Origin of the sequence: Microbacterium sp., assembly GCF_035687345.1 — a bacterium.
Lineage (GTDB): Bacteria > Actinomycetota > Actinomycetes > Actinomycetales > Microbacteriaceae > Microbacterium.
In genome coordinates this window covers 1-12,860 of the sequence record NZ_DASRXZ010000054.1, presented here as the reverse complement: position 1 = coordinate 12,860, position 12,860 = coordinate 1, and the positions used below count along the sequence as shown (strand labels likewise).

The 12,860-nt window shown below is 70.8% G+C and carries 8 protein-coding genes, 1 tRNA gene and 1 pseudogene; 4 read left to right on the top strand and 6 right to left on the bottom strand.

What is annotated here, in order from left to right:
* Window positions 1-7: 7 nt before the first annotated feature.
* Window positions 8-574, bottom strand: a complete 567-nt coding sequence (gene def / locus VFF97_RS06540; RefSeq protein WP_325032682.1) for a peptide deformylase — start codon at window positions 572-574, stop codon at window positions 8-10.
* Window positions 575-617: 43 nt separating this feature from the next.
* Here def and VFF97_RS06535 point away from each other — a divergent pair, with 43 nt between their 5' ends.
* Window positions 618-1,694, top strand: coding sequence for a DMT family transporter (locus VFF97_RS06535; protein WP_325032681.1), 1,077 nt, complete (start codon window positions 618-620; stop codon window positions 1,692-1,694).
* A gap of 1 nt (window position 1,695) precedes the next feature.
* Here VFF97_RS06535 and VFF97_RS06530 read toward each other — a convergent pair whose 3' ends face one another.
* Window positions 1,696-1,992: a hypothetical protein gene (locus VFF97_RS06530; protein WP_325032680.1), complete on the bottom strand. Its 297-nt coding sequence runs from the start codon at window positions 1,990-1,992 to the stop codon at window positions 1,696-1,698.
* 57 nt (window positions 1,993-2,049) lie between these two features.
* Between VFF97_RS06530 and VFF97_RS06525 the strand changes: the two genes are divergently transcribed.
* Window positions 2,050-2,123: transfer RNA gene (locus VFF97_RS06525), tRNA-Ile, on the top strand.
* Between the two features lie 86 nt (window positions 2,124-2,209).
* Here VFF97_RS06525 and VFF97_RS06520 read toward each other — a convergent pair.
* From VFF97_RS06520 to VFF97_RS06510, 3 genes are all read right to left on the bottom strand, one after another.
* Entirely contained in the window at window positions 2,210-5,344 is a 3,135-nt protein-coding gene (locus VFF97_RS06520) for an ATP-binding protein (protein ID WP_325032679.1), read from the bottom strand.
* A 122-nt stretch (window positions 5,345-5,466) separates the two neighbouring features.
* Entirely contained in the window at window positions 5,467-8,358 is a 2,892-nt protein-coding gene (locus VFF97_RS06515) for a hypothetical protein (protein WP_325032678.1), read from the bottom strand.
* A gap of 147 nt (window positions 8,359-8,505) precedes the next feature.
* Window positions 8,506-10,509 (bottom strand): GmrSD restriction endonuclease domain-containing protein, encoded by a 2,004-nt coding sequence (locus tag VFF97_RS06510; RefSeq protein WP_325032677.1) that lies wholly within the window; start codon window positions 10,507-10,509, stop codon window positions 8,506-8,508.
* 213 nt (window positions 10,510-10,722) lie between these two features.
* Between VFF97_RS06510 and VFF97_RS06505 the strand changes: the two genes are divergently transcribed.
* Window positions 10,723-11,496 carry a hypothetical protein gene (locus tag VFF97_RS06505; RefSeq protein WP_325032676.1) on the top strand — a complete coding sequence of 258 codons (774 nt, stop codon included), beginning with the start codon at window positions 10,723-10,725 and terminating at the stop codon, window positions 11,494-11,496.
* 189 nt (window positions 11,497-11,685) lie between these two features.
* Entirely contained in the window at window positions 11,686-12,189 is a 504-nt protein-coding gene (locus VFF97_RS06500; RefSeq protein ID WP_325032675.1) for a DUF3145 domain-containing protein, read from the top strand.
* Window positions 12,190-12,371: 182 nt separating this feature from the next.
* Here the strand turns inward: VFF97_RS06500 and VFF97_RS06495 are convergent.
* Window positions 12,372-12,860: pseudogene (locus VFF97_RS06495) on the bottom strand (beta-ketoacyl-ACP synthase); the annotation flags it as partial.

Below are 12,860 nucleotides of genomic sequence, written 5' to 3'. Positions count from 1 at the left end.
GTTCGCGTCAGGCCTCGAGGTCGTCGACGCCCGGCGTCCACGACTGTCCCGGGCGACCCCACCCGCGCTTGCGCGCGATCTTCTGCGTCGTCTTCCAGTCGCTATCGCTGAGGCGGTCGATGTAGAGGATGCCGTCGAGGTGGTCGAACTCGTGCTGCATGATGCGCGCGCGCCAGCCGTCGACCTCGATGCGGACAGGCTCGCCGTCGAGGTCGATGCCTGTCACGAGCACCCGATCCGATCGACGCAGCGGGAACCGCTCGCCGGGGAACGACAGGCAGCCCTCCGACTCCTCGTCGGGGTCCGGCTCCCCGGGCTCGAGAGGGTGCATCCACAGCTCGGGGTTGATGATGACTCCGCGCCACGGGTTGCCCTCGTCGTCGGGATACGAGTACGTGTAGATACGGAGACCGACCCCGACCTGCGGGGCGGCGAGGCCGACGCCCGGAGCGGCATCCATGGTCTCGAACATGTCGGCGACCAGTGTGCGGATCTCGTCGGTGATCTCTTCGACGGGTGCTGCGGGAGCGTGCAGGACGGGATCGCCCATGATGCGGATCGGGAGAACGGCCACGCCAAGAGCCTAGCCGCGCGAGGGGTCGGGGTAGTGTCGGAGGGTGCTCGTGGGCGACGTCGGACTCGAGAGCGTGGGGGACACGCTTCTCGGTGTCTTCCGCAACCCCGGGCTGCTGATCGGCATCCCGCTGGCGCTGCTCGGGGCGGTCTTCATGTCGTTCGGCGCGCAGTATCAACACCGCGGAGTGCTCAAGGTCGAGCGTCTGAGCGGCTCGGCGGCGACGCAGGGCCTCACGTCGAAGCAGCTGCTGCGTCTGCTGTCGCGTCCGTCGTGGGTCATCGGCACGATCATGCTCGGCCTCGCGATCGTGTGCCAGCTCGCCGCCCTCTCGTTCGCGCCGCTCATCGTCGTCCAGCCGCTCGGCGCGATCGCGCTCGTGATCACGACGCTCCTGAACGCGCGCATCAGCGGTCATCGCCCCACGAAGCGCTCGCTGATGGCGATCTCTTCGTGCACCGGCGGCATCTTCATCTTCGTGACGATCGCCGCCTTGTTCGCGACCGAGGAGCGAGTGACCAGCGGCCAGGTGATCACGATCCTGCTCCTTCTGCTCGGTGTCGTGATCGCCTTCACGGCCCTGTGGCTGTGGCTGCGACATCGGATGCGTGCGCTGTTCTACATCGTCGGCGCGGGCGTGCTCTACGGGTTCGTCGCGACGCTCGCGAAGGTGGTCATCAGCCGCATCCAGACCGGCGACTTCGAATGGCTGACGGTCACGTCACTTGTGGCGCTGATCGCAGCGGCGGCGATGGGGGCCTACTTCGTGCAGACCGCGTACTCGTCCGGCCCGCCCGACCTCGTCATCGCGGGGCTCACGGTCATCGACCCGATCGTCGCGATCCTCATCGGCCTGATCGTGCTCAACGAGGCGGCCCATGCGCCGCTCTGGGCGTACTTCGGATTCGCCGTGGCCGGCGCGCTCGCGGTGTGGGGCGTGTTCCAGCTGTCGCGCTACCATCCGCAGGTGATCAGTGACAGTCAAGAACTGCCGATCCAGCGGGGGAGCTCCGGGTCGCTCGACTCGGCGCACCCCACCACGGGCTCGGTGCGTGTCACGGAGGCGGTCGCGAAGGTGTGGCCGGAGCCACCCGTGCGCGACCCCGAAGACACCACGTAGGTCAGTCCTGCCCGACCGGACGGTCGATGGCGATCACGATGGTGCCGCCGTCGAGATCCCCGTCACCCGGTGCCGGCGCGGGGGCCGGCAGCTCGACCTGAGCCTCCCATTGCGCGTGCGCTTCCTCGGCGGACGGTCGCCACACGGCGTCGAGGCCCCCGCCGATGCCGGCGAGTGAGCCGCCTCCGCCGTCGAGCTGACGGCGCAGATTCTCGCGCTTCAGGCGGGGAGCGATCGCGACGAGCACGACGGCGACGACCACCACGCTCGCGAGCACGATCCATCCGACGGCGTCCACGCCGCGATTCTCGCACGCGCGGGTCGCGGCCCGCCGGGCGGTAGGCTCGTTGGCCGAGGGGCGGTGGCCAAGCTGGTCAAGGCAGCGGGCTCATAACCCGACGATCGTGGGTTCAAGTCCCACCCGCCCCACGTATGAAGGCGCCGTCCGCGAGGGCGGCGCCTCCCAGCGCTACGCGCAGCCCGCCCGGGAGGGATCCGGCCGGACCACCCCGACGTCAGGTTCGGGACGGAAGGCCGCGCACCTCGTCGAGAAGAGCGCGGCAGCGGGCAGCGTCTTGCGGCTGCCCGGCGCGCTCGAACCCGTTGATCGCGCGTTCGAGGGCGGATGCCGCACCATCCTCGCCCGCCGCGATCGCGGCGCGCGCGGTGCCCTCCTCGAGCTCCGCGGCCCACGACGTGCCTTCCCACAGCTCGGCCGAACTCGCGGCGATGGCGCGGTAGCTCTCCGCGCGCTCGAGGTCGCCCGCCTGCGCGCACGCGACCATCGCGGGCACCGCGAGCATGATGTCGCAGAACTGGCATCGGTCGTCGATGCCCAGCGTGCTCTCGGCCCGGTCGACGACGGCGACGGCGGATGCGGCATCCGGAGCCGCTTCGACCATGGTCCCGTAAATGCGCTGCAGCAGGTGATTCGCGATCACCGACCACCGGGCGAGGGGCACGGCACGCACGAGGAGCTCGCGCGCTGATGCGGCGTCGCCGCGCGCGAGGCGCACTTCCGCGAGGCGCTGCAGCGCGTGAGCCTCTCCCGCCGGCGACCCGATCGCCGCGTGCGACTCGGCGGCGGCATCGAGTTCGCGCTCGGCGAGGTCGAGCTCCCCGCACAGCAGCGCGGCCTCGCCGATGAGCGCCCGGGCGAAGGCTGCCGCGCGCAGCGCGCCCGATCTCTCGGCGGTGCGCTGCAGATCGCGCGCGAGGTCGATGACGTCGCTGTACGGGGTCGGTCCGTAGAGCAGGTACTCGGCCGCGCACAGGTAGCCGTCGAAGAGCGAGTTCGCGACCTCGGGTCGCTCGGCGTGATTGCGGAGCTCGACACGGATGCGGTCGAACCACTCGCCCCGACGATGTGCGAGCAGCCCCTGCAGCGCGACGAGGTCGAGCACCTGCCAGTTGTGCTCGCCGGCGAGCACGCGCACGCGGGCGGCCTCAGCGATCTCGCGAGCCCGCTCCCAATCCGACACGAAGAACGCGAGGTTGCCCTGGGCGAGCAGCACCTCGGTGCCCACGTCGTCCTCGGTGACCGGCACACCGTGCAGCGCAGCCGCCGCGGTCTCGGCGTCGCCCGCCATGAGCGCTGCGCGCGATAGCCGGGCGCGCACGCGGGGTGCGTCGGCATCGTCGGAAGCCGCGAGGGCGGTCCTGTAGGCCGCCACCGCATCCGGATCACCGGTCGCGAGGAGGAGGTCCGCACGCAGCTGCAGCAGCCGAGTCCGTTCCGCACCCAAGGCGAAGGGGAGCGCGCGTTCGACGAGCCGCAGCGCGTCGCGATAGGCGCCGACGGTGGCTTCGGTCTCGGCCGCGCGGAGCAGGTGCGGCACGGCTGATTCTTCGTCGCCCGCTTCCAGGAGGTGGTGGCCGATGCGGGCGGGCGACTCGTTCGCGGCGACGAGGCGGTCGGCGATCTCGCGGTGGATCGTCCGGAGCCGGTGAGGCGGGATCCCGCGAAGCAGGGCGTCTCGCACGATCGCGTGCCGGAATCGATAGGTCGCGTCGGCGTACTCGACCGCGCCGGATTCGAGCGCGGCATCCAGGTGGGCGAAGGCCTCCGCCTCGGGGAGTCCGGCTATTGCGACGAAGTCGTCGGTGTCGAACGTCATGCCGAGCACGGCCGCCCGTTGCAGGAGCGTGCGGGTCTCCGCGGGGACGCCGCTCAGGATCGTGAGCTCCCGCGGACGCGCGCCCGGCGCCCTTGTCAGGCGACGGGCGAGCTCGACAGCGATCGCGGGAACGCCGTGGGACTGCGCGATGACCTCGTCGACGACGCCGGGTGACGCATCAGGCAGCACCTGCTGGACGATCCTCCTGATCTCGACGTCACTGAGCGGGGCGAGATCGAGTCGCAGCGCACCCGCGCGAAGCTCGAGCGTCTCGAGGAACTCGAGCACGGCGGGTGCGGCCGTCTCATCGACCCCGAGCGCGAACACGACGGGCTCATCGGCGAGGGTGCGCACGAGGTGGTGCAGGAGGCGCAGCGTCGCCTCATCCGCGTCCTCGAGGTCGTCGATAATCAGCACGAGGGCCGGCTGTGCGGCGGCGCGGAGCAGCTCCGCCGCGGCGACGAAGAACCGGTGCTGTCCGATCTCGCCCGACCATGTTCCCGCCATCTGACCCGTGAGAGCGCGGTCGAGCTCGTCGCGGCACACGGACGGGATCTCTTCGAGCAGATCCGGACGTGCTCGGATGATCCGGCCGAAGGCCTCGACGATCGCCGCGTAGGGCCACGCGCCCGCGACGCGGGACGCCGAACCCGTCGCGACGCGCATCCCCCGATCGAACGCCGCCGAACGGATCGCGTCGAGGAGCGCCGTCTTGCCGATCCCCGCCGGCCCCACGACGACGACGGGGCGTGCTTCGCCGTTCGCCGCGCCCTCGAGGGCTGCGGTGGCGGCGGCGAGCTCGGCGGCGCGTTCGACCACGCCCCGCGGACTGGGCGGCGCGGGCGGGACTGCAGCCAGAGCTCGGTCGCGAAGGCGCACGGCGGTGTCGCTCGGAGCGACACCCAGCTCTCGTTGCAGCGCCCGCTCGAGACGCTCGAACTGGCGAAGTGCGGCGTGCCGGTCACCCCGTGCCAGCTGTTCGCGCATGAGGGCGACGTGGGCGCGCTCGTCGGTCGGAGCGACCGCCACGAGGTCGGTCCAGCGCTCGGCCAGCGCGAGGACATCGGCCCGCATCGCGGCGAGTCGCTCGTGCGCGTCGATCGCCCAGTCCTCGAATCGGTCGCCGGGCAACAGCTCACCGGAGTACGCGTCGGCGGCTTCCGCTGCGAGGGCGGCGTCTTCTGCTTCGAGCGCGCGACGCGCCAGCTCCTCGAATCGGACGGCGTCGATCGCGACATCGAAGCCGGGGAACAGGGCGACGTGATCGTCTCGCAGGACGATCGAGTCCGCCTCGCCGATCGCCTGACGCGCGAAGTGCGCGGCCTTGTGCAGCTTCGGCAGCGCCTGATCGACGTGCTCGTCGGGCCACAGCGCGTCGAGGACTCGCTCGCGGTGCATCCGTCGACCCGGCGTCAGTGCGAGCAGCTTGATCAGACCCGAGGCATGACGTCGGGTGAGCGATCCCGCGCCGGTCGGACGGCCGTCGATCATCACGTCGAAGCCGCCCAGCAGCGTGATGCGGATGTCGGACACTCGAGCCCCCAGCTCCCCAGCGGAACGCCCATCAGTATCGCGTTCGGGCCGGATGCGATCAAGGATGCGGACCGTGAGGTCCGTTCCCACGCGGCCCCACGGCTGCAGACGTCGCCGGGGCCTCACGCTGGTGCGGTGACGTCTGATCTCGCCATGGCGGGAACCGCGGGGACGGGCGCTGCGACCGCCTCCGAGATCCGCTCCGCGCGCCGGACCAGATCGAGGTATCCGGCATGGTCACTCGCGGAGATCAGCTCGGCGTCGCGCGCGATGCCCTTCCGGTAGGTGCTCACGGCGAGGGCGACATCGAACAGCGACGTCACGGCGCGGTCGCCGAACGGGGCGTCGCACCACCGCACGAGGTAGCAGGCCATGCCGTAGGCGAGCGCGGCGCGCGAGCCGGCGAAAGCGCGATCGGACGGATCGGGAAGCGCCGCCTCGACGGCCTCGGCCGGTGAGATCGACGGGGGAGAGCCCTTGAGCACGAGGCGAGCCCGCGCGAGGGCCGCCCACTCGATCTTGAGGCGTATCCCGGTCGCGCGCTCCGCGGGGTCGCCGTCGGTCGGCACGACCTCGGCACCCGCGGCTGAGAGGCGTGCGAGTGCAGCGGACACCACCTTCTCGGCCGCAGGACGCGAACGCCGTGTCAGCTCGGCGCGCAGTTCGCTGAACGCGGCGGCGACCTGGCGCTCGTTCTCGTGGGCGGCTTTCGCGCGAGCGGCCGCCGTCTCGGCGAACTCGATGCACCGGTCGCGGCTCTCGGCGGCGAGCGCACTCTGCGCGGCATCCGCGGTCTGCTGCGCGCTCTCGGCCACACGGCGCGTCGCCTCGACCGCCGCCGTCAGCTGCGGCGAGACCTCCTGGCGGAGTCGCTCGGCGATCCGTCTGACGTGTGCGAGGTGCGCCTTGGCGGACGACAGGGACGCTCGCGCACGTGCATCCGCGCGGCGGGCGTCCTCGCGCGCACGCGACAGGGTGAGAACGGGCGGTCGCTCCGCTATCGGCGGCGGCTCGGGGTAGTCATCCGGTCCCTCCGTCGGTGCGGCGGCGAGCACCAGTGCGACGAGATTGCGCGCCGACACCGCCTGCGAGACGAGAAGACTGCGCGCGAAGCGGCTCTCCCGCGGTGCGGCGATGGTGGGCAGGTCTCCGCCCGGGAACTCGAGGTCTGCGACCCCGCTTGCGTCGCCCTCCTGGCCACCGCCACTGCGCTCGGCGATGGCCGAGGGTCTGGGCGGAGCAGGTTCCGATGGCGCTCCGCCGCCTCGGGTCGCCGGCTGTGCTTCCGGCGCAGGGGCTTGCTCCCCTTCGCCTCGTATGAGCGCTTCGTTGAGCCACATGGCCAAGCGCACGAGATCGTCGACATCGTGGCTGTCGCGATATCGGATGCGTTGCAGCGTCGCCGCCGCGAGCGCGTTCTCCGGGTCGCGATCGATCGCGAAGGCGAGGAGGGCGATCGCCTGAGAAGCGGTGGAGGGATCGGCGAACCATCGGAGCACGACGCGCTGGATCGCGACGGACACCGCCGTGGTGGCCCCGTTCAGGCCCGGCTTCATCTCGTGCGGATAAGCCCGGGAGAGCCGCACGAGGATGTGGGCGGCGATGAACTCGGCCAGGATGGCCGGATGCTTCGCGCCGGGGGGCAGCGGTTCGAGAGGGGCCAAGCGGGGCGCGTCCGTCGCCACGGCGCCCATCCAGCTGTTCCTTCCGTTCCGATCGAGCGTGAGGGTGACCTCGCGGTCGGAACGGACCTTGATGTCGGCGCGCCATGGCTTGATGCCCACCAGGAACAGGGTCACCGCCTGCGCGGCCGCGACGACCTTGTTGTCGGAGAGCTTCGTGAGGGCGCTGTCGACGTCGGCGAGGATCGGCGAACTCTGCAGCTCCATCGGACCGGTCTCGACCGCGAGCGCGCGGAGCGCCCGGACCACGTCCGTCTCGCCCAGTGCCACGTCGTCGACCGGAGTCACGGTGATGCTGATCCTGCGAAGCGTCGCGATGGCGCACGCGAGTGCACCGGCTCCGAGAAGCCCCATGAGGGCGATCGCAGCGAAGAGCACGACCACCCACCAGCCGCTCAGATCGCCTCGACCGACCGCGATCGCCGTGGCGCCTCCTCCGGCGGCCGCGACGAGGATCGAGACGATCCCCGCGAGTGCAGCGGTGCGCCGCGATGCTCGACTCGAGGCGAGATCGCGCACGCGAGGAAGCTCGACGAACAGACGCGAGACGACGAACAGTGCGAGGAGAGTTCCGAGGACGGCGAGTCCGAACGCGGCGAGCGGTGCTGCGAAGTTCTCGACGAAGTCGTCCCACCAGCCTCCGACCTGCTCGGGACCGGTCTCGTCGGATGCGGGCGGGGCGAGCGCCGACACGAGGTTCCACGTCGGCGCGCACGTGCCGGCCTCGGCCGCGCTCGCGCCGCCGACGGCCGTGAGCGTCGCCAGGGCATCCGTTTCGTCGCCGCGCGCAAGCTGGCGGTTCGCGAGCGCACACGCCGCAGTCGCCGTCTCCGCGTCGACCGGATCCGACTCGGTGGCGTCCTGCGTCGCCACCGATATGAGCCAGGTCGCACGGCAGCGCTCCGGCAGCCACCGCGCGTTCTCTGCCGTGACCCCCGCGTTCGCGAAGGCGTCCATCGCCCGCCGGCCATCGGCGTCGCGCAGGGCCGTGGTCGCCTCGACGCACGCGGGCTCGAGAAGGCTGTACGTCAGCCCTGCGGCTCGTGCCCCGGCCGCCCGCCAGACGTCGTCGCATCCGGGCCCGCCCGTGTCGGCATCGGGTCCGGCGACTCCTGCGGCCGCCAGGACTCTGACGGCCTCTTCGGCAGCATCTCGGCTCGGATCCTCCAACGTCGCCGCCGCGACCGAACACGCGGTTCGGACGGCGCTCGCGTCGGGGTGGTCGGCCGTCGCCGCCTGCCAGACCGCGACCCCGCCGACAGCAACGGCCGCCGCAGCCGCGACCGCAAGTCGCCGCAGCACCTTTGCAAGGTGCGGGTTGTCGGTCCCCATGTCGCCCCCAGGATTGCGATCATCGTGGCGGGGCGGCGGCCCGGCGTCAAGAGATGCTCGCGGAGGCGGCCGTTCCGTGTGTCCTACAGGATCCTCTGGACGGACGGTTGCGCCCTCGACCGGTGACGGGCCGCATCCGTCGGATCGTCACATCGCGTTGCCGATGTACGAGTACTTCACGAAGACCTCGGGTGCGATGCCGGCCTCTTCGAGCACGCCCTGCACGGCGGTGAGCATGTAGCTGGAATCCCACCCCATGTAGAGGTAGTGGTCGTCGTCGAGGCGGTCCCACTGGCCGTTCCACGACTTCGCGCCGTAGACAGGGCCGCCGCGGCGTGCGCAGTACGAGACGACGGCCTCGCGCGAATCGGCCCACAGGCGCTTGAAGATGCGGTTGAAGAGGTACTTGACGTCGTGCACCTCCCAGTGCTCGCCGCGGTACTCGACGTAGTCCCACTCGCGCTGCCACCCGCGCGGCCAGCCGCGCCGGTGCACGGCGTCGAGGATGGGGGTGAGGCCGTCGTCGTCGATGAGCCGGACTGCGGGGCGCGCCCACACCTCGACGAAGCGCTCGGCGAGGCGAGTGGACCGCGCGGTGATGGCGGCGGTGTTCCACGCCTCGATCTCGGCGAGCTCGGTCGTCGTCGGGACGGCGCTGCGCGCGAAGATGCCCTGCTTGGCGGGGAACGACTGGTCGAACGCGCGGAGGGCAAGGTCCTCCTCGAGGAGCGCGAGGTTTCCGATCGTCTGAGCGAGCGCTCGGTGGCTGTTCTGCTCGTCCTCGGTGTAGTCGGCCCACTCGCGCACCCCGTCGCCGCTCCACGTGTCGGACGGGGCGAGCGGGAACACGTGCGCGACCTCGAGCCCGGCGGTGTCGTCGACCCCCGACAGCCGCCCGAGCACGTACGCGGGGTGGGGGAGCTCGGCGTACTTGAGAGCCGCGCGCACGCGCTCGTCGGACGGCGTGATGCGCGCGATCGCCGCGCGCAGCGCGTCGCCGCCCTCCTCGCGCGCACGGCAGAGCCGCGCGACGAGTCGGTCGTTGCTGACACCGACGACCGCGCGGCGCATGAGCAGGGACTGCAGGTGCTCGAGAGTGCGGATGAGCTCGTCAGTCGTGATCTCGCCGTGCAGGTGATCGCGGTACGCACGCATCACGAGCGGGTACATGCCGCTGCCGAACGTGTTGAGGTAGGCGAGTTGGCGGGCCACCGCGGCATCCGTCGCCTGCTCCGGGTCGAGCAGCACGCGATACACCTCGGAGTACTCGCGCCACTCGGCCGCGTGCCGCCGGAGGCTCTCGGGGTCGAGTCGTGGGAACACGTGGCGGAACGTGTCGTAGACGCCGCGACCGCCGGTCACGACCACCTCGCGGCCCGTCTTCATGACGAGGTACTGGCGCCAGAACGCGGCGATGGACTCGCCGGTGTTGCGCTCGATGGGCAGCCAGTACTCGCTCTCGATCTCGCGCTGCTCGGCGTGCGTGAGCCCCATGAGCACGTAGTTGTGGATGAGCTCGTGGTCGCGCAGCGGCTCGCCCGTCGAGTTGAGGCTCTCGAAGATCTGCTGCGCGTTGGCGCCGGCGCCGAGCGTGATCGCGACGTGCTCGAGCTTCTGCAGTCCGCGCCAGATCTTGGGTGCCTCGTCGGCGCTGATCTGGCTGCGGAAGAAGGCGTAGTTGTCGTCGAAGCGCGACTCGCGGGTCGCGTCCTCGGGCGCACGACGGTCGAGGACGACGCTCTCGAAGACGTCCGCCCACGCCGAATGCGGCCGGAGCTTCGTCTCGCCTGACTCGCGCCGCACGATCACCCGCTCGAGCTGCGCCGCGAGCTCGGGGTCGTCGTCGCGCACCGTGTGGTGGAGCGCGGCGACAAGGAGCATGAGCGTCGTGATGCGCTGCTGCCCGTCGATGAGCACGAGGTCGCGCGACCCGTCGTGCGAGCTGATCGACGACAGGATCGAGCCGATGAAATGCATGTGCCGGTCGTCGAAGTCGGCGACGGCGCGGATGTCGGACAGCAGCTGCTCGCAGCCGCCGATGTCCCATCGGTACTGACGCTGGTAGACGGGGACGACGATGCGCCAGTCGCCTGCCGACAGCCATCCGATGGTGTTCACCGCGGTCGCGTCGACATTCGTGGCATTGACCATCGCCCGGATTGCTCCCTCGAAGTGCTCGGTGGCGCGGGCGCGATGAGTGGCCGGACACGCCGCACTTCACTCTAGTCGACCGCGCCGAGCGGTAGTCCGGGACGCGGTTTTCCACGGTCACGCCGCCAGGAGGCGTGCGGCGGGCGCGGGTAGGCTTGCCTCAGTCGGGCCTGTAAAAACGTGCTGGCCCGCTGACCGAAAGGCAATCCGTTCATGGGTTACATCAAGTGTGAGGCGCTCGAGGAGACCGGCTACGTCGTCCTCGACCGCTACAACCAGGAACTCGACCCCAAGGAGTGGCTCGACATCGAGTACGTCGACTGGAAGTCCTCCGGCGACACCCGCTTCGCGCCCCTCGCGAGCGCGAAGGGCGAGATCGAGTGCAACGGCTTCTGGAACCACAAGCCGCCGCGCACCGACAAGGACGGCGTCTGGATCCCGTCGCAGGTCGAGAAGGCCCCCAACCTCGTGCGTCGTGCGCAGGAGCCGGGTGCCAACGTCGGCCGCTGCCGCGTGATCGAGCTGCAGCCGACGCCGTACGGCGAGTGCCTCTACAACCTGCACCAGGACGACAACAACCGTCTGAACCCCGACGGCACCGGCTGGGTCGTTCGCGGGTTCTTCAACCTCACCGACGACAAGGACAGCTTCTTCGTCCTGCGTGAGAACCGCACCGACCCGGAGGGCGAGGTGCGCATCGCGCTTCCCGCCGGCGCGCAGCTCATCATCGACACGCAGCGCCTGTGGCATGCCGCGACCCACGTCGGCACCGAGCCGCGCTACTGCCTCATCACCTCGTGGACGTCGGGCCCCGAGCTCGACGCCTACATCGAGAAGTACAACGGCGTGAACCATGTCGAGAGCGTCCACGTCCCGCAGGACGTGCTCGAGGCCGGCTACGCCGAGCAGGCGCGCAAGGACGCCGCTCGCGCGGCCTACTACGCCGCCAAGGGCCAGGCCGAGGTCCGGGCCATGAGCGAGGCCTGATCTCGCGCAACCTCCGCGTCGGCCCCGGTCCCGTACCGGGGCCGACGTGCATCCGGCATCGCGCGACACGGAATGACATCCTTGTGATTCCGCTCGTTCCGCAGGCATAATGGCCCCAGCACAACCGAACACCGCCGCCCTCCGTATCAGGTCGTTGGGGAAGACGTACCTGAACGAAACGGAGACATCATGGCGACACCTCAGGCGCGTGGCGTGGTCTTCATCCACTCCGCGCCACGAGCGCTGTGCCCTCATCTCGAGTGGGCGGTCGGGCGCGTGCTCGGGCGAGCGGTGAGCTTCGACTGGACCGACCAGGCCGTCCTCGCGGGCAGCCGCCGGGCCGAGTTCTACTGGACCGGACCCGCCGGCACGGGCGCCGCGCTCGCCACCGCGATCCGCGGCTGGGAGCACCTGCGCTTCGAGGTGACCGAAGACCCGACGCCGCGCAGCGACGGCGGGCGCTGGCTGCACACGCCGAGCCTCGGCATCCACTACGCCCAGACCGACTCCGCAGGGAACGTCGTCATCGGCGAGGACCGCATCCGCTATGCCATGGAGCTCGCGGCGGGCGACCCGCGCGAGCTCGAACGCGAGCTCAAGGTCGCGCTCGGCTCAGCATGGGACGATGAGCTCGAGCCCTTCCGTCACGCGAGCGACGACGCACCCGTCGTGTGGCTGCACAAGGTGGGGTGATCGGCGGGCGCGCCGGAGAGCGCGCGAACAGGCCCCCGGGGCGCGGCGAGGCGCGAATACCGGATGCCGGAGACCGAAGTCCCGGCGCTGGGAAGGCGAATCGCCGCCCCCGGAGCAGACGAAGATCCCCGGGCGTCCTGCGTGGAGCGGGACGCCCGGGGATCTGTCTTCGGGGGCGGGGATCAGACCGACGCGAACGCCGCGACGGCGTTGTGCCCGCCGAATCCGAACGAGTTGCTGATCGCGAGCTGGTCGCCGTCGCCCAGGGCGAGGGGGGAGCCGGAGATGCGGAACGGCACCTCGGGGTCCTGCTCGGTCACGTTGATGGTCGGAGGAGCCTGGCGGTCGCGCAGTGCGAGCACGGTGAAGATCGCCTCGAGCGCGCCGGTGCCGCCCAGCAGGTGCCCGGTCGAAGCCTTGGTCGCCGACACGGGGATCTCGTCGACGCGGTCGCCGAACACCGTCTTCAGCGCGACGTACTCGTTCGGGTCGCCCACGGGGGTCGACGTCGCGTGCGCGTTGATGTGCGTGACGTCGTCGGGCGAGGCATCCGCCATCTCGAGCGCCATGCGCACCGCACGAGATGCACCCTGGCCCTCGGGGTCGTTCGCCGTGATGTGGTACGAATCGGCCGTAACCCCACCGCCGACCAGCGCCGCGTAGATCTTGGC